The sequence below is a fragment of the Salinifilum ghardaiensis genome (genome assembly GCF_054491345.1).
In genome coordinates this window covers 1,374,894-1,401,298 of sequence record NZ_CM137101.1, presented here as the reverse complement: position 1 = coordinate 1,401,298, position 26,405 = coordinate 1,374,894, and the positions used below count along the sequence as shown (strand labels likewise).

At 74.5% G+C, this 26,405-nt stretch carries 20 protein-coding genes, 1 other RNA gene and 1 pseudogene; 9 read left to right on the top strand and 13 right to left on the bottom strand.

All coding sequences use genetic code 11. The features are described 5' to 3' along the window. Position 1: 1 nt before the first annotated feature. The 10 genes and pseudogenes from ACVGV0_RS06345 to cobC all read right to left on the bottom strand — a co-directional run bounded on the left by ACVGV0_RS06345 (position 2) and on the right by cobC (position 11,125). Positions 2-586, bottom strand: a complete 585-nt coding sequence (locus ACVGV0_RS06345) for a hypothetical protein (protein WP_459158923.1) — start codon at positions 584-586, stop codon at positions 2-4. Beyond that, a complete protein-coding gene (locus ACVGV0_RS06340) occupies positions 586-2,511 on the bottom strand; it encodes a hypothetical protein (RefSeq protein ID WP_459158922.1) in 1,926 nt (641 codons plus the stop codon). The genes ACVGV0_RS06345 and ACVGV0_RS06340 overlap by 1 nt, the downstream gene beginning before the upstream one ends. After that, complete coding sequence (locus tag ACVGV0_RS06335; protein WP_459158921.1) at positions 2,508-5,483, bottom strand: ATP-binding protein; 2,976 nt, start codon at positions 5,481-5,483, stop codon at positions 2,508-2,510. The genes ACVGV0_RS06340 and ACVGV0_RS06335 overlap by 4 nt, the downstream gene beginning before the upstream one ends. Positions 5,484-5,693: 210 nt before the next feature. After that, a pseudogene (locus ACVGV0_RS06330) lies at positions 5,694-6,054 on the bottom strand (hypothetical protein); the annotation flags it as partial. 6 nt (positions 6,055-6,060) lie between these two features. Continuing rightward, positions 6,061-6,345, bottom strand: coding sequence for a hypothetical protein (locus tag ACVGV0_RS06325; protein WP_459158920.1), 285 nt, complete (start codon positions 6,343-6,345; stop codon positions 6,061-6,063). 489 nt (positions 6,346-6,834) lie between these two features. Then, positions 6,835-7,241: RNase P RNA component class A (gene rnpB, locus ACVGV0_RS06320), an RNA gene on the bottom strand. Positions 7,242-7,303: 62 nt separating this feature from the next. Then, positions 7,304-8,473 carry a bifunctional RNase H/acid phosphatase gene (locus tag ACVGV0_RS06315; RefSeq protein ID WP_459158919.1) on the bottom strand — a complete coding sequence of 390 codons (1,170 nt, stop codon included), beginning with the start codon at positions 8,471-8,473 and terminating at the stop codon, positions 7,304-7,306. Then, positions 8,473-9,201, bottom strand: coding sequence for a zinc ribbon domain-containing protein (locus tag ACVGV0_RS06310; RefSeq protein WP_459158918.1), 729 nt, complete (start codon positions 9,199-9,201; stop codon positions 8,473-8,475). Before ACVGV0_RS06310 ends, ACVGV0_RS06315 begins: the two co-directional genes overlap by 1 nt. Further along, on the bottom strand, positions 9,198-10,067 hold the full coding sequence (locus ACVGV0_RS06305) for a Nif3-like dinuclear metal center hexameric protein (RefSeq protein WP_459158917.1): 870 nt from the start codon (positions 10,065-10,067) through the stop codon (positions 9,198-9,200). The genes ACVGV0_RS06310 and ACVGV0_RS06305 overlap by 4 nt, the downstream gene beginning before the upstream one ends. Positions 10,068-10,078: 11 nt before the next feature. Then, positions 10,079-11,125, bottom strand: a complete 1,047-nt coding sequence (gene cobC, locus ACVGV0_RS06300) for an Rv2231c family pyridoxal phosphate-dependent protein CobC (protein WP_459158916.1) — start codon at positions 11,123-11,125, stop codon at positions 10,079-10,081. Between the two features lie 133 nt (positions 11,126-11,258). Between cobC and ACVGV0_RS06295 the strand changes: the two genes are divergently transcribed. Genes ACVGV0_RS06295 through ACVGV0_RS06285 form a run of 3 tightly spaced genes read left to right on the top strand, consistent with a single transcriptional unit; the run spans position 11,259 to position 13,579 of the window. Further along, the gene (locus ACVGV0_RS06295) at positions 11,259-11,666 is read left to right on the top strand and encodes a low molecular weight protein-tyrosine-phosphatase (RefSeq protein ID WP_459159941.1); all 408 of its coding nucleotides are present in this window, start codon (positions 11,259-11,261) and stop codon (positions 11,664-11,666) included. A gap of 52 nt (positions 11,667-11,718) precedes the next feature. After that, a complete protein-coding gene (locus tag ACVGV0_RS06290; RefSeq protein WP_459158915.1) occupies positions 11,719-12,582 on the top strand; it encodes a fructosamine kinase family protein in 864 nt (287 codons plus the stop codon). A 49-nt stretch (positions 12,583-12,631) separates the two neighbouring features. Next, positions 12,632-13,579: an SURF1 family cytochrome oxidase biogenesis protein gene (locus tag ACVGV0_RS06285; RefSeq protein ID WP_459158914.1), complete on the top strand. Its 948-nt coding sequence runs from the start codon at positions 12,632-12,634 to the stop codon at positions 13,577-13,579. A gap of 168 nt (positions 13,580-13,747) precedes the next feature. Here ACVGV0_RS06285 and ACVGV0_RS06280 read toward each other — a convergent pair whose 3' ends face one another. Next, on the bottom strand, positions 13,748-14,407 hold the full coding sequence (locus ACVGV0_RS06280; protein ID WP_459158913.1) for a TetR/AcrR family transcriptional regulator: 660 nt from the start codon (positions 14,405-14,407) through the stop codon (positions 13,748-13,750). A 54-nt stretch (positions 14,408-14,461) separates the two neighbouring features. Between ACVGV0_RS06280 and ACVGV0_RS06275 the strand changes: the two genes are divergently transcribed. Together ACVGV0_RS06275 and ACVGV0_RS06270 are read left to right on the top strand one after the other, a co-directional pair. Beyond that, entirely contained in the window at positions 14,462-14,995 is a 534-nt protein-coding gene (locus ACVGV0_RS06275) for a GNAT family N-acetyltransferase (RefSeq protein WP_459158912.1), read from the top strand. A gap of 309 nt (positions 14,996-15,304) precedes the next feature. Continuing rightward, on the top strand, positions 15,305-15,433 hold the full coding sequence (locus tag ACVGV0_RS06270; protein WP_459158911.1) for a hypothetical protein: 129 nt from the start codon (positions 15,305-15,307) through the stop codon (positions 15,431-15,433). Between the two features lie 223 nt (positions 15,434-15,656). Here ACVGV0_RS06270 and ACVGV0_RS06265 read toward each other — a convergent pair whose 3' ends face one another. Next, entirely contained in the window at positions 15,657-16,409 is a 753-nt protein-coding gene (locus ACVGV0_RS06265; RefSeq protein WP_459159940.1) for an erythromycin esterase family protein, read from the bottom strand. A gap of 341 nt (positions 16,410-16,750) precedes the next feature. Next, entirely contained in the window at positions 16,751-17,830 is a 1,080-nt protein-coding gene (locus tag ACVGV0_RS06260) for a cobalamin biosynthesis protein (RefSeq protein WP_459158910.1), read from the bottom strand. Positions 17,831-17,971: 141 nt separating this feature from the next. Here ACVGV0_RS06260 and ACVGV0_RS06255 point away from each other — a divergent pair, with 141 nt between their 5' ends. From ACVGV0_RS06255 to ACVGV0_RS06240, 4 genes are all read left to right on the top strand, one after another. After that, complete coding sequence (locus ACVGV0_RS06255; protein ID WP_459158909.1) at positions 17,972-19,627, top strand: TIGR02677 family protein; 1,656 nt, start codon at positions 17,972-17,974, stop codon at positions 19,625-19,627. Continuing rightward, complete coding sequence (locus tag ACVGV0_RS06250; RefSeq protein WP_459158908.1) at positions 19,624-20,862, top strand: TIGR02678 family protein; 1,239 nt, start codon at positions 19,624-19,626, stop codon at positions 20,860-20,862. Before ACVGV0_RS06255 ends, ACVGV0_RS06250 begins: the two co-directional genes overlap by 4 nt. Next, complete coding sequence (locus tag ACVGV0_RS06245) at positions 20,859-25,049, top strand: TIGR02680 family protein (protein ID WP_459158907.1); 4,191 nt, start codon at positions 20,859-20,861, stop codon at positions 25,047-25,049. The genes ACVGV0_RS06250 and ACVGV0_RS06245 overlap by 4 nt, the downstream gene beginning before the upstream one ends. A gap of 105 nt (positions 25,050-25,154) precedes the next feature. Further along, a complete protein-coding gene (locus ACVGV0_RS06240; RefSeq protein WP_459158906.1) occupies positions 25,155-26,402 on the top strand; it encodes a DUF2399 domain-containing protein in 1,248 nt (415 codons plus the stop codon). The last annotated feature ends 3 nt before the right edge of the window (positions 26,403-26,405 follow it).

Here is a 26,405-nt window from a genome sequence, read left to right as displayed (position 1 = left end):
CTCAGCCTTCCCCGGTGTAGTTGGCGACGCGCCAGCCGTCCTGCGTGCGCACCGCGGTGACGCGCAGGACGCCCACGTCCGTGGGCAGGCGCACGACCATCGAGGTGCGCGTCGACTCCATCGGTTCCGGCGCCCCCGTGATCGCGTTGCCCGCGTTGGCCGGGTTCACCGACTCCATGACCGTGATGAACTCGTCGGTGGTGTACGGGCGCAGCCCGTCGAGCCACTGCGCCTGGTCCCCGCCGCGGTAGTCCACCCAGCGCTTCCCCCAGGAGCGCACGGCGTCCACACCCGCCGGGTCCGCCGGGGCCGGGCGCGGGGACCGGGTCGGCACGGACAGGCTCGGCGGGGACTTCGACGCGAGGTCCTCCTCCGGACTCGGCGCGGGCACCTCCGCTCGGCGCTGCGCGGAGCGCTCAGCGCTCGAGCTCGGGCTCGGCGGTGGCTCCGGCAGGAGGAGGCCGACGCCCGTGCCCACCACGGCCACCACGAGCACCGCGATCGCCAGGTGCCGGGGCGAGCGCAGCGGCCAGCCCCACAGCCTGCGGTACACGGCCGCCCGGCCCCGGTGCGTGCGGATCGGCATCACGCGCCTCCTCGAGAGCGGTGGTCGGCACCGTCGGCGACCTCCAAGCCCCGGGACGGCCGGTAGACGACGTTGACCGGGCGTCCCGCGACGACTTCGCGGTCGGCGCTGGTGCGGTCGGAACTCCCGGGTTCACGCGCCGGTGCGGGACGGGCGGTGCGCGACTCCCCGTCCACGCGCGACGGAACCAGTACGGGATCATCGTCGATGTTGTCCCACTGGGCATCCGCCACCGGGACGGTATCGACGATCCGACTGGTCGAACCGGCTTCCGGCAGCGCTCCCGCACCGGGGCGCCGCCCGCCGGCGGTGCTCGTGCCAGCGGGGCCCGTGCCGCCGGACTCGTCCGCGGCGCCCGAGCGGTCCTGGTCCAGCCGCACCGCGGTGGCCGTCACCGAGGGGTGCGAGGCCTCGGGCCGACCGGTGCGGTTGTCGCCCGCAGCGGCCGTCGACGCCCCGTCGCCGCGCAGCTGGTCCCAGAAGTCGCCGCCGCCCTCCTCGGAGCGGTCCCCGCCGCTGCCGCCGCGGCCGCGGAAGCGGGAGAACAGGCTGGGCGGCACGCGCGGCACGGCGTTGCCCATCCCGCCGACGGACAGCTCCACCATCTGGCCCATGCGGCGCACGGGCTTGCACACCATGAGGAACACGAGCGTGACCAGCCCGGCCAGCATGATCTGCGTCAGCGCCGAAAAACTGCGCACCGGCTGGAAGATCCACGTCAGGATCAGCGTGTGCAGCCCGGCCATCGCGGAGATGAGCACGACGTTGAGCACGGCCGCCCCCGCGATCTTGCCGACGCCGCGCAGCACCTGGTGGTACACGATCGACACGAGGCCGATGAGCGGACCGGCCAGGATGAGCACGCGCAGCAGCACCTGCGCGAGCAGGATCGCCGCCTTCGCCAGCAGCTGGAACGCCGCGTAGGCGAAGCTCTGCAGCATCGCCAGGGTCCCGGCGCCCACCCGGCTGCCGTCGACGCCCTGGATGTAGCCGCGCGCGCTGCCGGAGCGGTCCACGACCTGCTCGAACTGCTGCTTCTTCGACTCCGGCGAACCGGAGTCCTCCCCGGCGGCGGCCTCCTGCTTGGTCCAGGTCTGCGCGCGCAGCAGGTCGCGGCCGAGCTCTTCGGCCTGCGGGGAGTCCGGCGAGCCGAACTCCCCGCGCAGCCAGTTGGTGTAGATCACCTGGTCGTGCAGCAGCGTCGGCAGCGCGTGGGTCTGGTCCACCCCGACCTCGCGCAGGAAGCCGGCCTGCACCGTGGAGGTCCCGGTGACCACCACGTCGTCGAGCACGTGCGTGTACACCAGCGGCGTCAGGTACGTCGCCGAGGCGAACCACAGCGCGGCCAGCCCCCACATGGTGCGCCGGCCGATCGTGGCCAGGTCCCCCTGCCAGATGTAGCGGAACAGCACCACCGCCAGCACCACCGCGACGAGGCCGAACCACGGGGAGAACACGCTGTCGTACAGCGCGACGGTGCCGGTCGCGATGAGCTCGTCGAGCGGGTCGAGCAGCTCGCCGTCCAGCAGCGCGTAGTGCAGCCCGTTGGTGGCGCCGACGATGTTCTTGGCGATGTTGAACAGCTCGTTGCCCAGCCACGTGTCGACCACCGCGTGCGGGCTCGTCACGCCCTGCGGCCCGCAGCCCAGGTCGTAGGTGTGCCAGACCAGCCCGGCGTAGCCCACCTCGTCGTAGGGGCTGCCGGGCTCGCCGGTGCCGATCGGCGCGGGGTCGAGAGCACCGACCATGCCCGATCCCGGGCGTTCCGGGTTCGGCGGTTCGGAGCAGTCGAAGCCCTGCGCCGCGGCCGGCACCGCGAACAGCAGCATCCCGCCGAGCACGGCCACGAGCACGGCCAGCGCACCGCGCGGCTGCCGGCCGGCGCGGTGCTCGTGCGCGTTCCCCGTCCGTCGCCGCTGGGTCACCACGTCTCGTCCCCACCCGGCTCGCCGCCCGTCCGGCGGGTCGGGCGGTCGCCGCTGCCGTTGTCGCGGGAAGGCCGCCACGGGGACTCGGCGCCGGCGTCCTGCGCCGCCGCGGCGCCGTCCCCGCCGATCCCCACGGTCTCCAGCTCCAGCTCGTCGAAGGAGTCGAGGTCCTCCTCCGCCTCCTCCTCCGGCACGGGGGCGAGCCCGGCCGCGGGCTCGCCCCCGCCGGTGTCGGCGAGATCGGAGTTGGCCCCGTCGGCCCGGGCGGGTGAGCTCCGTTCCTGCGGCGCGTCGTCGGCGGCCGGTGTGGTGTCCAGCGCGTCGCGCATGTGCTCCAGGTGCTCACCGGAGAAGTCGATGCGGATCTTCTCCACCCCGCCGGCGCCGTCGCCGAAGATGAACTGCCGCGGCGAGCGGTCCCGCTCGGTGCTGTTGCGCGCCGGTCCGGGACGGCGTCCCAGCGCCGAGACCACCTGCTCGTAGCCGGACTCGACCGGCACCTTCAGCAACCGCAGGGCGTCGGACTGCGCCTGCTCGTCGTCGAGGCGTCCGATGAACACCGAGTCCAGCAGCGCGGCGAAACCCTGGATGCGCAGGAAGTCCGCCGGGATCTGGCTGGACAGCAGCACCCGGACGTTCCACTTGCGCGAGTCGCGGGCGAAGCGGTTCATCAGCACCCGGCCGGTGGGCACCTCCGACAGGAAGAACGCCTCGTCGATCCACACGCCCTTGCGCTCGTTCTTCGGGCGTTCGTAGAGGGTGCGCTGGGTCAACCAGGCGGCGAGGTTGAGCAGCTGCACGCCGAGCGCCTCGGCGTCGGTCCACTGGTCGCGGCCGGTGCCGTCCTTGGGCAGGGTCAGCCCCGCCATGGTGAGCACGGTGAGCCGGTCGTCGCGCCCCTCCGAGTACGGGTCCGCGTCCGACTCGGGGATGAGCAGCGACATCCGCTCGCGCATCTCGTCGAGGAAGTCGGCCACGACGACCGCGTGCTCGTGGTGCTCGCTGGCGTCGCGCCGCAGCGCCTCGAACACCATGCCCGGGTGGGCGTCCGCGTGCCCGCCCACCGCGCGCACCGCGCGCAGCAGCACGATCCGCGTCTGCGGCAGGCGTGCGACCTCGTACGGCAGCAGCCCGGTGAGCACGTCGAGCACCAGCCGGCGCCGGGTCGCCGCCGCCAGCGCCCGCTCGCGCCGCCAGCTGCGCTCCGGGTCCTCCTCGTCGACGAAGTGCTCCAGCTCCGGTTCGGCCACCACCCGGTACGGGTTGAGGATGCCGGGCTGGGCGTTGAGCAGGTGGATCGGCCGGGCGTAGGGGCGCAGCTCGGGCAGCGTGCACAGCTCGGCCAGCGGCCCCGACGGGTCGAGCAGCGTCCAGTGCGCCCCCGCCCGCAGCGTCTTGTACACCAGGCCGCCGCCGAGGAAACTTTTGCCCCCGCCCAAACCGGCCACCATGGCCGTCAGGCCGGAGGCGTCGCGGACCTCCTGGGACATCCACGGGTCCCAGGCGACGGGGCGCCGGGTCGCGGTGCACGTCTCGCCGAGCAGGACGCCGCGCCGGTCACCGACCTCGGCGGTGGCCTGCGGAACGGCCGAGGCCGCCCACACGACCGAGCCGCGCCGCAGGTAGGCGCCGTTGGCCAGCGGCTCGCCGGGGACGAACTCCCGGGCCATCGAGTACTGCGCCTCCGGGTGCTCGATGGCGATCTTCGGCTTGTACAGGTCGAGCAGCTGCTGGGCCAGGCGCAGCGCGTCGCGCTCGGTCGGGCCGGACACGGCCATGCGCCACCACGACTTCACCCGCGTGGCCAGCGCGGTGAACCCGGAGGTCATCTCGTCGTCGATCTCGAGCACGCGGCTGGCCTGGCGGGCCAGCGAGGTCGGCGGCTCCAGCCCGTGTTCCTCGGTGTAGTGCCGCACCTGGGAGCGGACCTTGTTCATCTGCCGCTGCAGCTCGCCGGAGACGTCCTCGGGGCGGCGCACGTAGATCCGCGCGGACCACTCGACCGGGGCGGACAACCGGTCGGAGTGCTGCATCCACGGGTCGTCGATCTCCGGGATCTGCAGCCCGTGCGACTGGCCGAGGGTGAGCACGGCGACGTTGCGGGAGACCCCGGCGTTGGAGCCGGTCCGGCCGCGCACGGTCACCGTCGGCGCGTACGGCTCCTGGTGCATGTCGGAGGCGTCGGTGAACGACGCGAGGTCCTCCGGCTCCCACGGAGCGCCGGGCACGGCCGGGAGGTTCCGCGGCGCGGGCAGGCCGAGCGAGCAGGACCGGTGCATCAGCCAGGAGATCTCCTCCGCGGTGACCGGCCGCCCGTCCAGGCCGGCCGAGCCGATGACCTGGTCGAGGTGCTCGATCTCGCTGTCGAGCGCGACGAGCTCGGCGTCGACGGCCTCGGGGAAGACCCTGCGCACCAGCGGCGCCGCGCGCTCCACCGCGCGGTCGACCACGTTGCGGGTCTGCACCTGCACGCCGAGGTAGACCTCCTTCTCGGCCATGGACCGGCCCATGAGCTGCTGCTGCTCGCCGACCATGTAGTCGTCGAAGGAGAGCGCGCCGGACACGTCCGGCGGCGCGTTGCGCGCGTTGTGCACGTGCGCCTCGGCCCACATCCGGATGGGGTACGGCCGGGTGGTCACGCGCAGGTGCATCCACCGCCCCTGCAGCTCGGCGTACTGCCCCGCGATCGCGGCGATGAGGTCCTGGCGCTGCCCGTCGGAGCGGAACGACCACCGCTGCGGCGAGAGCCGGTACCAGGCGAAGACGTCCTGGTTGGTGCGCAGGATGTGCCCGTCGATGGAGCGCGCGGCGATCGAGGGCGTGTAGGTCGGGACGGACTGCTCGCCCCCACCGCTCCCGCCCCGCCGGCGCTTGCTCTTGGGCTTGCGGGCGGATGGACCACGCTGCGCCCCCGGGGCCTGCCCGGGGGCCTGTTGCGCGGCGCGCTCACGGTCTCGCCGACCGAACACCGCGAACCTCCTTGCTACGCGCGCGTCTGCTGCGGGTGGCGTTCCGGGTGCGCGACGAGGCGGGCTGCCGCCGGGCGCGCTGCGCGCGCCCGCTCTGCTGCGCCCGCTCGGCCGGCTGCCTGCGCTGCGCGCGCTGGGCCGATTGGCGCTGGACCTGCTGCCGCTGGGCACGCGCAGCGCGGGAACGCCTCCGCGAGGACTGTTTGGACTGGGGGCGGTGCGAGTTCACCCGGATGCGTGCAGCACTGGCCGCTCCTCCCTGTCCCGACGTCTTCTCCCCGGGGGCGGTGAGCTCGCGCAGCCACATCGTCATCACCGCGCCGAGCGGGCGCTCGTGGCTGATCCGCGAGCAGATCACCCGCGTGAGCAGGATGGTGATGACCACCGCCCAGGCGGTGGAGAAGAAACCGAACCCGATGTTCATCCGACGCTCGATGGCGAGCACCAGCAGAAAGATGACGATGCCCACGCCCCAGGCCACGTACCGGGCCCGCCAGGGGAACGTGGCCTTCGGCGGGCCGAGCCAGACGGCGTCGACGCGGTAGATCTCGTCGTCGGTGCGCACCCGCACTGCCGGTCACCCGCTCGTGCTGAACAGCCCGGCGATGAACGTGCCGAGGTCCACGCCGGCGCCGGTGACCGCCAACCCGATGATCGCCAGGGCGACGAAAACACCGCCGACACGCCGCATGACGCCCGCGTTGTCGCCCTTGCCGCCGCCGAGCCACAGCAGCAGCAGCGCCACGGCCAGCAGCAGCAGGGGAAGCAGGTTGTCCAGGATCCAGCTGCGCAACCCACCCGTGTCGAGCTGCGTCTGCTGGGCGACTATGTCCAGTTGTGCGGCGAGCGACATGGCGGTCATCGGTTACCCCTGCGTGCGCACGACGTCATCGGACCTCCTCCACCGGCCGGAGGTGATCCGGCGGCGACACGAGTAGAACATGACATCGTGATCGGAAATAGTGGTCTGCAGTTCCGGATGTCGGGTGATCCCGGTGATCTTGACACTGATCCAAGAGTAGCGTTCGCCGCGGCCTCCCACCCAGAGGGGCGCGGGGCGATGTGACCCGATCTGCCGCGAGCGAACGGGGATTTCGCCCGAAACGACGCATCGTTCCCGACATCGCACGCTCGGCACCCCGGTTCGGAACCGTTTTCACATTCCCGCTGCGTCATTCGTGCGAGACCAACACCATTCCGCCGGGAGCTCGGCGTGCACCACCCGATGCACCGGGGGTCCGGGGGAGGAACACCGACCGCACCGAGCGGGGTCGGGGACGGGCACCGACACGCCGGAGCGGCGGCCCGGGGGAACGGGCCCGGCCGCGGAGCGCACCGGCAGTGGGGGAACGGGATGAGTCGGCCTGTAAGCCGGATTCTGTGCCCGGTCCGCGCCGCGCGCGAGGACCGGGCGGTGGCCATCCATCTCGGCCTGCCGTTGCCGGCAGGCTCCAGCGGCCTACCCGCGGACATCGGGCGGGCAGCCCTCGAGCGTCCGCGCAGGTGCCTGCGGCACCCTCTTGGCCTTGCTCCGGGTGGGGTTTACCGAGCCACCCCGGTCACCCGGGGTGCTGGTGGTCTCTTACACCACCGTTTCACCCTTACCCGGTCCACGACCGGGCGGTCTGTTTTCTGTGGCACTTTCCCGCGGGTCGCCCCGGGTCGCTGTTGGCGACCACCCTGCCCTGCGGAGTCCGGACTTTCCTCGACGGGTCCGCGTCCGCGGACGCGGCCCGACGCGGCCACCCGGCCGGCTCATCCCGTCCGCCCAGTCTAGCCCGCCCGCCCCGGCCCGCGCCGCGGGCCGGGGCGGGCCCCGCTCAGGACCAGTGCGAGATGTCGTTGACCAACCGCACCGACGCGTTGCCGTCCGGGTAGTGCTCCACGACCGACAGCGAGGCCAGGTCCAGGTGCAGCCGGTAGAACACGCCGGGACCGACGTCCAGCGCCCGGCGCAGCAGGGCCTTGATCGGCGTGACGTGGCTGACCACGACGACCGTGCGGCCCGCGTAGCGCTGCAGCAGGTCGTCGCAGGCGGCCGAGACCCGCTCCGCGACGTGCTCCAGGCTCTCCCCGCCCGGCGGGGCCACCGTCGGGTCGCCGAGCCACCGGCCGTGCAGCTCGGGGTAGCGCTCGCTCGTCTCGGCGAAGGTGAGGCCTTCCCACTCGCCGAAGTCGGTCTCGACCAACCCGTCGCGGAGCTCGCAGGTGCCGCCCGTCGCGGCGGCCACCTCGTCGGCGGTCTGCCGCGTGCGCACCAGCGGCGAGGCCACGATCGGCGCGGGGTCCCCGTCCGGCCCGGCCACCCCGGTCATCTTCGCCAGCCGCTCGGCCGCGGCCCGCGCCTGGCTCCGCCCCAGCTCCGTCAACTCGACGTCCCCGCGCCCCGAGTAGCGCTTGTCCACCGACATCGACGTCTGCCCGTGCCGCAGCAGCAGCAACCGGGTCGGCGCACCGACGGCCCCGAGCCAGTCGCCCGCCCGCTGCTCCGGGGCGGACCGGGCCGCCGCGCCCTCGGAGGCGGGCGCAGCGGTGGCCGGTGCCGCGGGCACCTCCGGGAGCACCGCCTCCCGCTCGGTGATGTCCTCGCCGTCCATGGCGGCGTTGGCCAGCCGGTCGGCGTGCTTGTTCTGCTCCCGCGGCACCCAGACGAACTCCGGCCCCGGCAGTTCGGCGACGAGCTGCTTGGCCTGGGCGGCCAGCGGCTGCAGGTTCTCGTGCTTGACCCGCCAGCGGCCCGCCATCTGCTCGACGACGAGCTTGGAGTCCATGCGCACGGTCAACGACTCCGGATCGCAGTCGCGGGCCGCGCGCAGGCCCTCGATGAGCCCCTGGTACTCGGCCACGTTGTTCGTGGCCACGCCGAGCTGCTCCGCGCGCTCGGCGAGCACCTCACCGGTGTCGGCGTCGCGCACCACGGCCCCGCAGCCGGCCAGCCCCGGGTTGCCGCGCGAACCGCCGTCGGCCTCGACGATCAGCCGCCGCCCCATCAGTCCCCCTTGGCCCGCACCAGGATGGCGCCGCAGTCCTCGTGCCGCACCACGTCGTCGGCCGCGGCCTCGCGCACCTCGGAGAGGGCGGCGCGGTCGAGCTCCAGCCGGCAGGCGCCGCAGCGGCTGCCCTCCAGCCGGCCCACTCCGACACCGCGCTGGCCGCGGATCCGCTCGTAGAGGTTGAGCAGCTGCTCGGGCACCTGCTGGACGATCGACTGGCGCTCCGCGGTGCGCTTGGCCTCCGCGCTGTCCAAATCGGCCACTTCCTCGTCGCGGCGCCGCTGGGCGTCCGCCAGGCGCTCCTCGGCGGCCCGCACCGCTTCGTCCGCTTTGGACACGTTGGTCTCCAGCGCCTCGCGGCGCTCCATCACCTCGAGCAGTTCGTCCTCGAGCACGCCCTGCCGCCGCGCGAGCGACTGCAGTTCGCTCTCCAGGTCCTCGGCCTGCTTGGCCGACGTGCTGGACTCCAGGACCTGGCGGTCCCGGCTCTCCCGGGAGCGGACCTGCTCCACCTCGCTCTCCAACCGCTTGACCTCGCGGTCGATGTCTCCGTGCGAGGTCTGCGCCACGACGAGGTCGTCGCGCTTGGCGCGCAGGTCCCCTTCTGCTTCGCCGATCTCCTCGAGCTCGGGAAGTGTTCGGCGCCGATGGGTGATCCGGTTGAGTTCGGCGTCCACCCCGGCGAGGTCGAGCAGCCGGCGCTGAACGGCGGGATCGGCTTTCACGCGGACGTCCTTCCTGTACTCGCTGTATCGGCGGCGACCGCACCGGCGTGCACCGTCCACGGATCGGTGCGGCGAGCGGAAACCCGGACCTCGACACTATCGGCCAGGGCCGCGCGCAGGTCGTCGGCGGCCCGGCCGCACCAGGGCCACTCGCTTGCCCAGTGGGCCACGTCCACCAGGGCGGGCACCTCGGTGCCCGGGACCTCGGCCTGCGCCAGGTGCTCGGCGGCGGGGTGGTGCCGCAGGTCCGCGGTCACGTACGCGTCCACGCCCGCGCGGTGGGCCGCGGCCAGGTGCGCATCGCCCGAGCCCCCGCAGACGGCCACGGTGCTGATGACGCGCTCGGGGTCACCGCCCCCGCGCACCCCCCACGCGGTCGCCGGCAGGCGCTCGGCGACCCGCTCGACGAACGCGGCGAACGGTTCCGGTTCGGGCAGATGTCCGATGCGGCCGAGCCCCGTCCCGGAGTCCTCGGCGTGCGGCGCCAGCGGCGCGCTCGGCACGACCCCGAGCGCCTCGGCCAGCGCGTCCGACACGCCGCGGCGCGCCGTGTCGGCGTTGGTGTGCGCGCAGTACAGACCCGCGCCCCGGCGGATCAGCCGGTGGACGAGGCGCCCCTTGTGGTCGTCGGCGGGCACGCCGTGCACCCCGCGCAGCAGCAGCGGGTGGTGCGCCACGAGCAGATCGGCGCCGGACTCGACCGCTTCGGCCACCGTGGCCTCGACCGGGTCCACGCAGAACAGCACGCGCCGCACCGGCGCGTCGGGATCGCCGCACACCAGGCCCACGGCGTCCCAGTCCTCCGCCAGGCGCGGCGGGTAGGCGGTCTCCAGCGCCGCCACCACGTCCCGCATCCGTACCGCCATCCGATGTCCTTTCACCGCCCGAGGATGTCCCGCAGCGCGGAGGTCAACAACGCGTTGTCCGCCGCGCCGCGCACCGCGACCCGGAAGTGGTCCTCGTCCAGGCCGGGGAAGGTGTCGGCGCGCCGCACGGCGATGCCGCGCTCGCGCAGCGCCGCCCGCACCTTGGCACCATTCTCCGCCCGGACCAGCAGGAACGACGAGGTGGCCGGTCCGACCACGGAGACACCCGCGATGCCGGCGAGTTCGGCCCGCAGCTGCTCCCGCGCGCCGGCGATCTCCCGCGCGGCCCGGTCGGCCTCGGCGACCGCCCCGCCGGTGCAGCAGGCCTGCACCGCCTCGAGCACGAGCGTGCTGACCGGCCAATGTGGACGGGCGGTGTGCATGCGGGCGAGCACCTCCGGCGCGCCCAGCGCGTAGCCGGCGCGCAACCCCGGGATGCCCCACATCTTGGTGAGGCTGCGCAGCACGAGCAGACCGGAGTCCGCGCAGCCCGCCACCGACTCCGGTTCGCCCGGTACGGTGTCGGCGAACGCCTCGTCGACCACCACGGTCCGCCCCGGCCGCAGCAGGCGGCGGACCTCCTCGGCGGGGTGCAGCACCGAGGTGGGGTTGGTGGGGTTGCCGAGGACGACGAGGTCGGCCTCCTCCGGCACGTGCTCGGCGCGCAGCCGGTAGCCGTCGGCGGCGTCCAGCACCGCGCGGGTGACCGGCACGCCCGCGGTGCGCAGCGCCACCTCGGGCTCGGTGAACGAGGGGTGGACCACCGCGGCCAGCCGCGGCCGCAGCGCCGCCAGCAGGGTGAACCCCTCGGCCGCACCGGCCAGCACGAGCGCCTCGTCCGGGTCCCGGCCGTGCCGGTGCGCCAGGGCCTCGCGCGCCGCGCGGTCCGCGGCGGCGGAGGGGTACTCGCCCAGCCGGCCGATCGCCGCGGCGAGCCGGGTGCGCAGCCACTCGGGCGGCTGCGGCACGCGCACGTTCACCGCGAAGTCGACGAGTCCCGCCGCGGCGTCGACGTCACCGTGGTGCCGCAACAGGTCCAAGTCGTCTCCGCTGGTCATCCACGGCAGTCTACCGGCCGCGCGGGACCACCGGCCCCTCCGGCGGCACCGCGCGGACCGGGCGGGGCGGCTGCGTATCCTCGGCGCCGTGCACATCTCGTTCATCTGCTCGGGCAACATCTGCCGCTCCCCGATGGCCGCCGCGGTGTTCCGCCAGCACCTGCGCGAGGCGGGCCTGGACGGCCTCGTCGAGGTGACCAGCGCGGGCGTCGGACCCTGGCACGCCGGCGAACCCGCCGACCCGCGCGCGGAGGAGGTGCTCGCCGAGCACGGTTACCCGGTGGAGCACACGGCCGCGCAGATGGACGAGCGGCACCTGTCGGCGGACCTGCTGCTGGCCATGGACCACGGCCACCTGCGCGCGGTGCGGCGCGCGGTCGGCGACCCCTCCCGGGTGCACCTGCTGCGCTCGTTCGACCCGGACGCCGGGGAGGACGCCGAGGTGCCCGACCCCTACTACGGTGGCCCGCGCGGTTTCGAGGACGTGCTGAAGATGGTGGAGGCGGCCATGCCCGGCCTGCTCGACCGGGTCCGCGCCTGAGGCGCGGCAGCGCTCGCGGACCCGCGACCACCTGCGGCGCGGAAGGGGGAGCATGCGGCCCGAGGAGACGATCGCCGAACTCACCGGCGTCCCCGCGCGCTCGGCGCGCCCGGTCGGCGGCGGGGACACGGCCGCGGCGTTCACCGCCGAGCTCGACGACGGGCGGACCGTCTTCGCCAAGCACGTGCCGCAGTCGATGCCGAACGCGGCCGCGGCCGAGGCCGCCTCGCTGCGCTGGCTCGCCGAGCCCGGCGCGGTGCCGGTGCCCGGGGTGCTCGGTGCGGACGACGAGTGGCTCGTGCTCGAGCACGTCCCCGCCGAATCCGCCTCGCCGGAGGCCGCCGAGGAGCTCGGCCGGGGGCTCGCCCGGCTGCACGCCGCCGGAGCGCCGGCGCACGGGGCTCCGCCCGCGGGCGGGCCCGCCGACGCGTGGATCGGGCTGGCGCCGATGCGCAACGAGCCGTGCGCCGACTGGCCCACCTTCTACGCCCAGTTCCGCGTCGAGCCCTACCTGCGCCGCGCGGTGGACACGGGTGCGCTCAGCCGCTCCGACGGCGAGACGGTCGAGCGGGTGTGCGCGCAGCTGCCGGAGCTGGCCGGACCGCCCGAACCGCCGTCCCGGCTGCACGGCGACCTGTGGAGCGGCAACGTGCACTGGTCGCGGCAGGCCTGGATCATCGACCCGGCCGCGCACGGCGGGCACCGCGAGACGGACCTGGCGATGCTGCACCTGTTCGGTTGCCCACACCTGGAGCGGATCATCGCCGGCTACGAGCAGGTGAGCCCGCTCGCCGACGGCTGGCGCGAGCGCATCGGCCTGCACCAGCTGTTCCCGTTGCTGGTGCACACGGTCCTCTTCGGCGCCGGCTTCGGCCGGCAGACCGTCGCCGCCGCGCGGTCGGCGCTGCGCAGCTGAACGATCCCCCTTCGCCCGGGTGCGCGGCCGCCGACCGTACTGTGGGGACGTGCGCCTGAAGTTTCTGCTGCGGCCGGGGTGGCTCGGCACGATCGCGCTGGTCGTGGTGTTCGCGACGCTGTGCTTCACGGTCCTCGCCCCCTGGCAGTTCAGCCGCAACGACGAGCGGCAGCAGCGCAACGACGCGATCTCCGAATCGTTCCACTCCCCGCCGGAACCGCTGCGCGAGGTCCTCGCCCCCGGCGAGCGGCCGAGCGCGCGGACCGAGTGGCAGCAGGTCACCGTCCGCGGCCGGTACCTGCCGGAGCACGAGCACCTCGGCTGGCAGCGCACCGTCCACGGGGAGCCGGCGTTCGAAGTGCTCACCCCCTTCCGCACCACCGGCGGAACGGTGCTGCTGATCGACCGCGGCTTCGTGCGCCCCATCAACGGCACGCGCGCGCCGGACTACGCCGCACCCCCGCGGGGCGAGGTCGCGCTGACCGCGCGGGTCCGCGCGAACGAGCACGACAGCGAGAACCGGCCCGCGTTCGAGCACGACGGGCAGCGCTGGGTGTACGCGATCAACTCCGGCACGGTGGCCGCGGACACCGGCCTGCCGCTGCGGCCGGGCTACTTCGTGCTCGGCGAGGGGCAGCCGGGCGTGCTGTCGCCGCTGCCACTGCCGCGCCTGGAGTCCGGGCCGTTCTTCTCCTACGCGCTGCAGTGGATCGCCTTCGGCGCCATGGCGGTCATCGCCATCGGCTACCTCGTCTACACCGAATCGCGCGCCGGTCCGACCGGGGCGTTCGGTTCCAGCGCGCGCGGTGGCGAGCGGAGCGGCTCGGGCGCGGGCGGTTCCCGCGGAGCACCCGCCGGTGCGGGCGGCCGCAAGCGCCCGCGCGGCAAGAAGCACGCCGTGGCCCAGGCCATCGCCGAGGAGGAGAGACGGGAAGCCGAGCAGGTCGAAGCCGAGCGCGGTCGCGGAGGGGTGAACGCCCACCGCGCCGAGCGGTGACGGGCGAAGGCGGCCAGGGCTTGGTCGAGGCCGGGTCGGGATCGCCGGCTACCGGCCAGCCACCCCTCACTGAGATTTTCACCGCACGAGGCATGTGAGACAGCCCTGGTCAGCGCTGCACCAGCACACAGTCGCAGGTCCAGCCCACCCCGGCCGGGTGGGACTGCCTCAGTGAGAGGGCACGTCGCGAGTGCTGTAGCGGTATTGTGGGCAGTTCCCTGCAAGGCGCTCGAGTCCGCGTCGGATGACTGCTTGCCAGCTTGGCTGGTGTGCGGACACGGCACGGCGCAGGTGGGGATGGTTGTTGTTGACCATTGATGCTGGCCACTGCTGGCTCGCCCTTTCCGCGTGGCGTTGCGCTATGACGCACCCGAGCACGAAATCGCTCATTGCATACGAGGTGCTCAGCAACTCCTCGTCGGGCACGCCGCGCTCGGACAGCAGCGCGCACAATCGGTCGGACAGGGCGAGGTAGCCAGGTCCGAGCGGGGGACGTCGCATCACGTGGGTGGTTGCCCAGGGGAACCGGAGCAGATGGGATCGCCAGGCCAGCAACAGCCCGACGAGATCTCCACTGGTGACCCCCTCCGCGACCTCCTGGTCGGAGACGAGTGCTGCATCCAGCGCCAGATCCAGGATGTCGTCGCGGTTGCGGACATGGCGATACAGGCTCGAGGGCACAACCCCCAGCCGTTGCGCGAGCGTGCGCACGCTCAAATGGTCTTCGCCTTCGGAATTCAAGACCACCAGCGCGGCCTCCGCGATCGTCTGCGGGGACAGCGCGCGGTTGCGCTGCGGCATCTGCCGCTGCTGCAGCCAGTACGACATCACTACCTCACCTGCTAGCCTACTAAGTGAACAGTAAACACTTTAGGAGGCTGGGTGGACATCCGGGTTCTGCTGCCCGTCACTCAGGCAGGCGTGAGGATCAGACCGTTAACTCACAACGACGCCGCCGCGTATGCCGCTGGTACGCGGGACACAGACGTGCGTCGGTTCGCCCATCTTCCCGAACCGCACTACACCCCGGACCTGGTCAGCGAGCAGATCGACTCGATCATCACGCCCGGGCTCATCGCGGGCAACCTGGCTGTACTGGCCATCGCCGACAGCACCTCGGACGAGTTCCTCGGCAGCGTCGTGCTCTTCGACATCACCGACGACCGCGCCGAGATCGGGTTCTGGCTCACCGCAGCGGCACGTGGCCGCGGAGCTGCGCACCAGGCTGTGGAGTGCGCGGGCGAACTCGGGACCCGCATGGGACTTCGCGAGCTGCATGCCCGCACCGTCAACGACAACACGACCTCTGTGCGCACGCTGACCAGTGCAGGCTTCACTCCTCACGGGAACGCGGAATTGGGAACCGCACCTTCAGGCGAGCAAGCCCTCCTGCAGCGCTACATGCGCAACCTCTGAGCACACCGACCAGCCAGACTGGCTGATCGTCCCTGCCGTCGGCCATGTCGCTCGACGATCCGCTTGGATACGGCAGAGGTTCGCTTCCGGACGGAGGATCAGCTGTCAGCTGCTTCGGCGATGCGATCGGCCAGTTTCCGTGAGTAGCTGATGAGTTCGGGCGGGGCTTCGATGGTGTAAGGGACACCGACCGGGGCGTTCGGTTCCAGCGCGCGCGGTGGCGAGCGGAGAGGCTCGGGCGCGGGCGGTTCCCGCGGAGCACCCGCCGGTGCGGGCGGCCGCAAGCGCCCGCGCGGCAAGAAGCACGCCGTGGCCCAGGCCATCGCCGAGGAGGAGAGACGGGAAGCCGAGCAGGTCGAAGCCGAGCGGGACGGGTCCGAGCGCGGTGGCGAGGGCGCGGACATCGGCAGCGCCCCGTCCGGCCGCACAGAGCGGTGAGCGGCAGGACCCGGATCGCACCGCGAGCGCACCGCGGCGCTGCAGGACTGGGCCTGGCCAGCGCGGTCTGCACCCGCATTCGACGGGCGCGGGTAGCCGACCATGACGATGACCGATGACGGGTGAGCGGCTGCAGCGGGCGTACGAGTCGATCGTTCCGAGTCGCTACCTCGACAAGGCCCACTGGGCCTGCACGGGCTCGGGCCACAACATCAACGCAGCTTCAAGCAATGCTCCGAAGTGGGCGCATTGGCTCGCTGCGTCGGACGTACAGGAAGCCGTCGATGGCCTCGCGCACCGACGGGCCGGTCACGTAGTGCACCGCATCGGCAGCGGGGTCGTAGTGCGGGCCGACGAGTCGGGTCTGCAGGGGGCCATCGAGCCAGCCCTGGACCGCCTGTGGGCCCTTGACTCCGCGGACCGGGAGCCATCCGGCGTCGATCACCGACAACGGTGCCTCGGTGAACTGCCGAGGAGTCGGAGGGACCGACCCGTCGTCGACTTCCCCGACGGTGGCCGCGACCGCGACGTAGCCGTCGCCGAGCTCGGTGCGGAGGTGCCCGCCGGAACTGCGGTGCGTGCCGCCACTCGGTGCGAGCCCGCGGTACTCCCCGGCGGCGACGTGCGCGATCCCGGCCCAGTGCACGATCCGGTGGCCGGTGTCGCGGTGCCAGGCCAGCGTCCGCTCGGCCATCTCCCGCTCGACCGTCTCGAGCGAGGTCGCCGACGACACCGGACCGTGCACGATCCGGACCGGATCGCTGGGATGCTCGGCGTTGCGGGCGCGCAGCGCGTGCAGCAGGTCGAGGATCTCAGCGGTGCGCAGGAACCCCTGGCTCGCGGCCAGCAGCGCGACCGGGTCACCGACGCCTGTGGTCACGTACTCGTCCAGCGCGGCAGCGGTGGCAAACGGCGGGTCGGTCCCATCCAGCACAACGGCGCGGAAGCCGTGGCGGCCGATCGCGTCGCACAGCATCACCCGCATCAACGTAGCCGTGCCCGCCGCATGCCGAACGGCTGCCCCGAGCCCGAGGACGGTCGTGCCCGTTGTCCACGCAGGCAGGGCCGGCACCACCGCAGCGGTGCGGGCAATCCAGGATCGAATCTCAGAAATGTCCACGACCGCGGACGCTAGGACTTCGACCGCGGTTCAACTCAAGACTGCCTTACCGGCACCCCGACTCCGTGCTCGGCTCGTCAGCCCAGTGCCCGCCCCGGCCGGCCGTGCTGGTGGTGTTTGCGACACCCTGTCGTTGAAGCACTCACCACCGCCTGCGAACCCCCGCGGTCAGCACGTGCCGCGTCGGCGCGCTCCCGTCAGCGCCCGCGGCGGTGTGCTCCTGCCGCCAGCGCCACCCCTGCGGCCAGCGCCGCCGAGGCCGCGCCGACGGCGCGGGAGAGCCGCACCGCGCGGGGGACGTCCGCGGCGCCCGCGGCGCGCCCCTGCCCCATGACCGGCCGCTGCTCGGCCCGCTCGGCCGCTTCGCCGGAGGCTTTGCCGGCCGCTTCCGCAGCACCACCGGCAGCAGCACCGCCGGCAACCCCGCCGTCGGCAGCGCCGCCGGCAGCCGCACCCTCGGCAGCCGGCCCTCCGGCCGGGGCGTCGCGGTAGACGGTGCGCCCGCCGAGGCGCACGCCGAGCGCCCCGGCGAACGAGGCTTCCAGCTGCCCCGCGTTCGGGCTCGGGTGCGCGGCCGCGTCGCGGCGCCGCGTCCGCCGCGCCTCCGCCGCCGACCCGCCGACGAGCGGGGCGCAGGCCGCGGTGAGCACCGCGCCGGCCCGGGAGGGCACCGCGTTCACCGCGTCGTCCAGGCGCGCAGCGGCCCAGCCGAAGTTGCGGTAGTGCGGTGAGACGTGCCCCACCATCGCGTCCAGCGTGTTCACCGCCCGGTAGCCGATCAGCCCGGGCACGCCGGCGACCGCGCCCCACAGCAGCGGGGAGACGACCGCGTCGCCGGTGTTCTCCGCGAGCGATTCGACCGTGGCCCGCGCCAGGCCCTCCTCGTCGAGCAGGGCCGCGTCGCGTCCGCACAGGTGCGCCAGCCGCTCCCGCGCGCCGGGGACGTCCCCGGCGGTGAGCAGGCGCGCCATCGCCGCTCCCTCACCGGCCAGCGAGGAACCGCCGAGCACGGCCCAGGTGGTCGCGGCGGTCAGCGCGGTCTCCGCCACCGCCCGCCGGCGGACCCAGTGCTGCGCCGCGGCGCCGGCTGCGGCACCGCCGCCGGCGAGCACGGCGACGTACCCGGCTCCGACCGCCCGGTGGTCGCGGTGGACGCGCCGCTCCAGCGCGTGCGCCGCGCGTCCGAACAGCGCGACCGGGTGCCCCCGCCGCGGATCCCCGAAGGTGGCGTCGGCCGCTGCCCCCAGCAGCAGCCCGACGGCACGTGCCGTGCTCACCGTGCTGTCCTTCCGTCGGTGGGATCGCCGGCCACCGGGCGCGGTGACCGGCCGCCCACGCTACCCGGCCGGGGGATCGCTCGTGCGCACGCCTGGGCAGGTGCGCAGCGGTGCACCCGGCACCCGTTATCGTGGCGGACCGTGACGGTCCCGGATCACGAAGCGGACGTGCTCCGCGCGGGCGTGGCGGGCACGACCGCACCGGACACCTTCGGCGCCTCCACCGCGCACGCCCCGGAACAGGACGCCGACGGCGCGCGTCGGTTGCACCTGTTCGCCTACCTGCAGGCCCCGGAGCACCGCACGTACCTGGCGATCATGCGGCTGTTCACCTCGACGCTGCTGGCGGACCTCTCGGCCGGTGAAGTGGCCGCGGCGCTGGCGGCGGCCGAGCGGGAGGGGCGCATCGCCCCCGGCGAATCGGGCACCGACACGGTGCTCGACCGCCTGCGGCAGCTCGTGCGCTGGGGCAATCTCGTCGTGGGGCGCCGCGAGACGATCGCGTCGAGCATCTCCGAGTTCCAGCACGGCAGCGTGCGCTACCAGGTGAGCAAGCTGGCCGTGCGGGTGCAGCGCGACGTGGACGCGCTGCTGCGCGTGCCTGAGGGCGCCCGCGAGATCTCCCGCGAGCTGCTGCCCGCGATCGACCGCGGGCTGGGCGCGATCCGCGCGACGCTGGACGAGGCGCTGGACGCCGAGCAGCGCGGGCCGGCGGACGCGGAGCAGGCCACCGAGCGGCTGGCCGAGCAGGTCACCACGGTGTTCCTGCAGCACGCGGAGCTGGCCGCGACCGTCCGGGACTTCTACGCCTACCTCGGGCAGGTGGTCACCCGGCACCAGCTCGCCCCCGAGGAGATCTCCGGGTTCCGCAACCTGCTCGTGGACTACATCCACCGCGTGGTGGAGGACGTGCTGCGGCACACCGAGACGATCGCCGGGGCGCTGACCGCGCTGGCGGACCGGCGCGGCGAGCTGCTGCGGCTGCTGGGCCCGGCGGAGGGGTTCGGCGCCGACACCGAGCGGGCGCGCGGGCGCACCGCGGCCGACTGGCAGGAGCTGACCGACTGGTTCGTCGACGCGCCCGGACGGCCCAGCCAGGTCGCCGCGCTGCGGGAGGCGACCGCCCGGGCCATCGGATCGCTGCTGGCGACGGTCAAGCGCGCCACCTCCGGCGGCGGGATCGTGCCGGGGCGGCGCGCGGAGCTGCTCACCCTGGCGCGGTGGTTCGCCGACTCCGGCACCGAGCAGGCGCACCAGCTGGCCTCCGCGGCGTTCGGCCTGCACTCGGCGCGGCACCTGCTGCCCGCGCCGGACTACGACAGCGACAACGAGTCGGTGCCGTGGCGGGACGGCCCGGTGCTGGACGTGACGGTCAGCGTGCGCGGCCGCGGCGACCGGGGCGCGCGGGGGCGCACCTCGCGGGTGCTGGACGACCCGATGACCGAGCACACCCTGCTGGCCGAGGCTCGCGAGGCCGACCAGCGGCGCGGTGCCGCGGCGGCGGAGCTGGCCGCGGCGGGGCAGGACCTGCAGGCGCACGCGCTGTCGTCCGAGGCGCTGGGCATGCTGTGCGAGCTGCTCACCCTGGCCATGGCCCAGCGGGAGACTCCGGAGGAGACGGGCACCGCCGTCGACCCGGTGCACCGGCTGCGCGTGGTGGTGCGGCCGCGGCCCGGGGCGCGGACGCGGGTCCGCAGCGGGGCGGGCACGCTGACGCTGGCGGACACGGAACTGGACGTGCTCGGCGGGACCGCTGCGGGCGGCGGAACCGGGGGGCAGCAGGAGGCGGTGTCATGAGCGCGGGCGAGACCGACCCGGTGCCCGGCTTCGCCGAGCTGTCCGACATCGACGCGGCGAACGTGGTGCGCTGCGCGCGCGTGCTGCTGCGCCGCCCGCTGGTGCGCTCGGGCGGAGCGGACGGCGAGCTGCTGCCGCTGATGTATCACCACCGGTCGGTGCTGCAGGAGCTCTTCGGCGCGCTGCTCGGCTACCGGCTGGTGGTGGAGCGCCGGTTCGCGCGGCTGGTCAAGGCGGGCGCGGGCGCCGACGGCACCCGCGGCGATCCGTCGCTGACCCCGCGCGGCTACGCCTACGTCGCCCTGGCCCTGGCCGCGCTGACCGGCATCGGCCGCCAGGTGCTGCTGTCGCGGCTGGTCAGCGACATCCGCGCGGCGGCGGCCGAGGCGGGCGTGCCGATCACCGACGACCAGGCCGACCGCCGGGTGCTCACCGCGGCGCTGCGCCACCTCGTCGCGCTGGGCGTGATCACCGAGACCGAGGGGACGGTCTCGGCCGAGTCCTCCTCGGAAGCGCTCATCACGATCGACACGGACCTGCTGGGCCAGATCGCGGTCGGCCCGATCGGCGCGGCCTCCTCGCCGGAGGAGCTGATCGAGACCGCGGCCGCGCCGCCGGCGGACTCCCCGGAGCACGCGGTGCGCCGGCGGCTGGTGGAAGACCCCGCGGTGCTTTACTCCGACCTGCCCGCCGAGCAGGCGCGGTGGCTGCGCAACCGGTTGGGCCGGGAGTCGCACCTGCTGGAGCGGTTCTTCGGGCTCGTCGCCGAGTCCCGCTGGGAAGGCGTCGTGGTCACCGACCCGGAGGACTACCTCACCGACGTCGTCTTCCCCGGCCCGAGCACGGTCGCCCGCATCGCGCTGCTGGCGCTGCCGCGGCTGCTGTCCGGCGAGCCCCGCGGGGACGGCCGCCACCCGGTCACCCGGCGGGAGCTGTCCGAGACCTGCCGCGAACTCGTCGAGGAGCACCCGTCGGCGTGGTCGCGGCAGGCGACGGAGGACCACGAGCGGCTGGTCGACAGCGTGCTGTCCCTGCTGCGGCGCCTCGGCCTGATCACCGCGGGCGGGCAGGACTGGCTGCTGAGCCCCGCCGCGCACCGGTGGCTGCCGCGGGCGGACGCCTCGCCGACCGGGCGCGAGTCCGAACCGCCGCCCGGGCCGGAGCCGGAACCGGCCGATCTTCCCCTGTTCGACGCCACGGAATTGGCCGCGACGAAAGAGGACGCGCAACGTTGAGCCCAGATCCGGTGTCGATCACCCACGAGCGCCCCGACGCGGGGGCACCGGCCGCCGGGGAGGCCGCGCGCGCCCCGGCGGACCGGTGGCGCCTGCACCGGGGCGGGATCGTGAACATCTGGCAGTACGCCGAGACGACGTTCGACCTCTCCGGCGGCCGCGGGGTCTTCCAGGGCACGAACGGCTCGGGCAAGTCGCGCACGCTCGAGCTGCTGCTGCCGCTGTGCCTCGACGGGGACCTGCGCCAGCTCGGGTCGAAGGGCTTCGACACGGTGAGCGTGCGGCGGCTCATGCTCGACGAGTACCCCGGCGGTCCGAACCGGGTCGGCTACGCCTGGGTCGAGCTGCGCCGCGTCACCGAGACCGGCGCGGAGGAGTTCCTCACCTGCGGCGTCGGGGTGAAGGCCTCGAAGACCTCGCAGGCGGTCAGCGATTCGTGGCGGTTCATCACGCCCCTCCGCGTGGGATCGGACCTGCAACTGGTCACCGCCGACCGGGTGCCGTTGAGCGCGGCCCAGCTGCGCGAGGTGATCGGCGCGGACTGCGTGCTCGACGAGCAGGCGTTCCGCGCCCGCGTGGCGGCCGCCGTCTACGGCATGCCCGCCGCCCGCTACGGCGACCTGCTGCACCTGCAGCGCACGCTGCGCAACCCCGACGTGGGGCTGAAGGTGCTGGAGGGCCAGCTGGAGAACATCCTCTCCGACGCCCTGCCGCCGCTGGACCCGGCGCTGGTGGAGCGGCTGGCCACCTCGTTCGACGACCTCGAGTCGATCCGGGAGAACATCCTCGGGCTGACCGAGTCGGACCGGGCGCTGCGCGCGTTCCTGACGACCTACTCCTCCTACGCCCTCGGCGTGCTGCAGGACCGCGCGCAGGGGGTGCGCGACACCCGGGAGAAGCTGCGCAGGCTGCGCGGCGAGATCGCCGAGCTGGAGCGGACGTGCGCCGAGCAGCGCCGCGAGCGGACCGCGGCCGAGGGGACCGTCGCCGAGCTCGAGCAGCGCGACGGCGAGCTGGAGTCGAGCATCGACGCGCTGCAGGCGCACCCCGCCTACCGGGAACTGCAGGGCGTCCGCGACCGGGAGCGCCTCGTCGGCAGCGCGCGGGCGGCGGCGATCACCGCGCTGGACACGGCGAGCAAGCACCGCGCCCAGGAGAACCGGTCGGCCGAGTCGGTGGTGGGCATGCTGCGGCGGCTGGCCACCGACGCCGAGGCCGCGGGTGAGCGCGCCGAGCACGCCGCGCACTGCCTGCGGGCGGCCGGGCTGGGCGGTGAGCTGGTCCCGCGTCCGCCGGCGGTGGCCGCAGCGGAGGCGGAGACCGAACGCGTGGCTGCGCGCACCGCGGTCGAGGCCGAGAGCGAACTGCTGGAGGTGGACCGGCTCCACCCGCCGCGGCCGGACGCGGACGCGCTGGCCGCCTCCTTCCGCACCGTCACCGGTGGCACGCAGCAGGCCGCCGAGGCCGCGCGGGAGCGCGCCGCGCTGGCGCTGAGCCTGCACGAGCGCGCCCGGCGGTTGGACGGCGAGCGGGACGAGGTCGTCGAGCTGCAGCGGCGGGCCCGGCAGGCGCAGCTGACCGCGACGGACGCGGTGGGGCGGCGCAACCAGGTCGAGCAGGACCTGGCCACGGCGGCGGCCGTGTGGGTCGAGCAGGTCCGCAAGTGGATCGCCGAGTGGCCCGACGGCGGGGCCGAGGACGCGCCGGAACCGCCCGCGGTGGACGACGTGCTGGGCGACCGCGCGGTGGCGCGGCAGGCGCGCGACCGCGCCCGCGAGTGGTCCCGCCCGCGGGTGAACCGGCAGCGGCAGCATGTGTCGGGGTTGGAGCAGCACATCGCCGAGCTGTACGTGCAGGCCCGCACGTGGGAGGACGAGCTGGCCGAACTGCGCTCCGGCTCCGAGCGCGTGCCGGAGCGCCCGCGGTGGGCCACGGCCGAGCGGGACCCGCGCGCGGGCAGGGCCTTCTACGAGCTGGTCGATTTCCGCGCGGACCTCGACGCGGCGGCCCGCGCCGGGTTGGAGGGCGCGCTGACCGGCAGCGGGCTGCTGACCGCGTGGGTGACCGCGGACGGCGCCCTGCACGGCGGGCCGGACCTGGTCGCCACCGAGCGGGGCGAGCGCAGCTGGACGGGGCTGGACACCGCGCTCGCACCGGTGTCCGGAGGGGACGGTCCCGTGCCGGCGGAGCGGGTCGCGGAGCTGCTCGCCCGCGTGGGCGTGGCCTCCTCGGCCGGGGACGCCGCGGCGGGCCTCGTGCTCGGCACCGACGGCAGCTGGCGCGCCGGGGTGCTCTCCGGCGCCTGCCCGAAGGGGGCGGCGGAGTTCGTCGGTGCCGGCGCCCGGCAGGACGCGCGCACGCGGCGCATCGCGCAGCTCGAGGAGGACCTGGCCCGGCTGCGCGAGGACATCGGCGCGGCGGAGCGGCAGCACCGCGAGGTCAGCGAGCACGTGACCCGCCTGGAGCAGCACGTCGAGTCCTTCCCGGACGACGACGAGCTGCTGACGGCGCACGCCAAGCTGGACGGAGCGCGGGAGGCGGTGGAGTCGACCGGGACGGCGGCGACCGATCTGCGCCAGGAGCACGAGCAGGCCGAGCGGCGGTGGCAGGCCGAGCACGCCGAGCTGGTGCAGGAGGCCTCGCGGGCGGACCTGCCCTCCGAGACGGGCGCGTTGGAGCAGGCGCACCGCGCGGCCACCGAAGCGGTGTCCGTGATCGAGTCGCTGCGCACCACGGTCGATTCGCGCTGCCTGCACACCGCGGCCGAGCTGCGCGACCTGCTGCTGCGGCACGACGCCGCGGTGGCCGACCGGATGGAGGCCGAGACCCAGGCCGAGCAGCGCTGCGCCGAGCACGCCGAGCAGGAGTCCGGGCTGGCCGAGCTCACCACCGCGCTGGCCGACGAGACGCAGGACATCGGCGGCAAGCTCGCCGAGCTGGAGGCCGAGCGCGGCGAGCTGCGGCGGCGCCTGCCCGAGCAGCGGGAGAAGGTCAGCGCGCTGCGCGAGTCGGCGGCGCGCTGGGAGACCGAGTTGCAGCACAAGCACTCCCAGCTCGAGGGCCGCGAGGAGGCGGCGGAGGAGGCGCTCGAGTCGCTGCGCGCCGCCCTGCGCACCCCGGGGCTGTGGACGGCGGCGTTCACCCCGCAGGACGAGGCGGGGACCGCCGAGCCGCAGGCCGCACCGGAGCCGGAGCAGGCCGTCGAGGCGCTGCTGGCGGCCTCGCGGCGCTCGGCCTCCGAGGCGACGGTGCTCAACCGGGTGCAGGCGCTGCAGCAGTCGCTGAGCGGGGGCTATGACATCGCCGCCGGTGAGCGGGGTGGGGTGCTCACGGTGACGATCACCGGCGACGAGGGGCCGCAGCCGGTGGCGGAGGCGGCGCTGCGCATCGCCGAGCGCCTCGCCGAGCAGCGCGGTTACCTCAACGAGCGCTACCAGTCGATCTTCGCCGACTACCTCATCCGCGATCTCGCCGACCGGCTGCGCGGCCAGATCTCCACGGCGGAGCGGCTGTGCCACCGGATGAACGAGGTCCTGGAGGGCGCCCGCTCCAGCCAGGGCGTGCACGTGCAGCTGGACTGGCGCCCGTCGACGGCGCTGGACGACGATCTCCGCCGGGCCATCGACGCGGTCCGCACCCCGGCCGCGGAGCGCGGGCAGGACGAGGACGCCCTGCTGCGCCGTGTGTTCACCAAGCTCATCGAGTCCGAACGGGACAGTGCCGCGGGCGGCTACGCGGAGGTCCTGGGGCGGGCGCTGGACTACCGGTCGTGGTTCACCTTCACCGTGCGGGTGCGCGACACCGCCCCGGACGGCTCGGCCCGGGTGCGGCGGCTGCGGCAGCTGTCCTCCGGGGAGACGCGGCTGATCTCCTACGTGACGCTGTTCGCCGCGGCGGCCGCGTTCTACGACGCGGTGAGCGTCTCGGCGGCGGACCTGCGGCCGCTGCGGCTGGTGCTGCTGGACGAGGCCTTCGAGCGGCTCGACGAGCCGACCGTGGCGCGGATGCTGGAACTGCTCGTGGACCTGGACATGGACTGGCTGATCACCTGGCCGAGCGGGTGGGGCGTGTCGCCGAAGATCCCGCGGATGCACATCTACGACGTGCTGCGCCCGCGCAGCGGGCACGGCATCGCCTGCACGCACACCACGTGGGACGGGCGGGCGATCGAGCGCTCCGACTGGTGAACGGCTCCTCCCGGGGCAGAAGGCGGGCCCGTCCCGCGCAGACCGGGAGCACGGGCGGGCGATCGAGCGCTCCGACTGGTGAGGCGGGCCCGTACCCTGGGGGCGATGGGCATCGAACAGGACCTGCGGGCCGAATGGGACATCGCACCGCTGCGCGGGTTGTGGCAGCGCGCCCGCGAGGCGCTGGAATCACCCTCCGCACCACCGACGTTCCGGCTGGAGCTGCCGGACGACGAGACGCGCCGAGCGGTGGGCGAGCTCTACGGCCGCCCGCTGTGGGGGGACGGCACCCGCATCAACGTGTCCAAGTTGGACGCAGCGGTGCGGGCGAGCAGGTTCGGCCTGGGGCTGCGCGAGGTCGTGGAGATCCTGCACGACTCGCCGGTGCAGCGGGCCGACTCCGCCGAGGCCCTGGCCGAGAAGCGCCACGCCGCCCAGTACGAGGCGTTCCGCCGGGCCCTGGCCGCGCACGGGCTCGAGCGCACCGCATGGGCCGCGACCTGGTGCACCTGGGTGTGCCAGTTCGGCCGCGTCGCCGAGGACGACCAGGAGGCCGTGGCCCGGCAGGCCGCCGCGGTGCTCGCCGAGACCGCGGGCGATCCGGCGCGGCGGGGCTGGACCTGGCGCGCCGAGCTCGCCGCGCGCGCCGGGGCGGCCGACCTGCTCGACGAGGGAACCACGCTGAGCCGCGTGGTGCTGCGCGGCCTGGCCGAGGCCCACGGGTTGGCGGCACCGTCGAGCGAGCGGGAGCGCCGGGCGGTCTGGGGGCACGCCCGCGTCGCCTCCGACGGGGTGAGCGACACGGTGCTGTGCTGGGCGCTGCCGTGGGAGTCCGCCGAGATGGCGGCGCCGCGCGCCCGCGCAGGCGCGCCGTCGCACGTGACGCTGGCGGACCTGCGGGCCGCGCCGGACCCCCTCGTGGCCCCCGGGACGCCGGTGGCGGTGTGCGAGAACCCGCGGGTGCTCGAAGCCGCGCTCGCCGCCGGGGTGCACCACCCGCTCGTGGCCGTGGACGACGGCAGCTCGCCCGCCGCGCAGGAGCTGCTGCGCCGCCTGTTCACCGCGGGCGCCCGGGTGCGGGTGCACGCCGACTTCGACTGGGCCGGCCTGCGCGTCGCCGCCGCGCTGCACGCCGAGGGGGCGCAGCCGTGGCGGCTCGGGTCCGCCGACTACCGCGCCGCGCTCGACCGGGCCGCGGCCGAGCGCCGCGACCTCGGCGTGCTGTCCGGGCAGCCGGTGGCGACCCCGTGGGATCCGCAGCTGTCCGAGCTGCTGGGCACCGCGGGGCGCACCGCGGCGGAGGAGGCGGTGCTGCCGGAGCTGCTGGAGGACCTGCGCACCGGGCTGGAGTAGAAG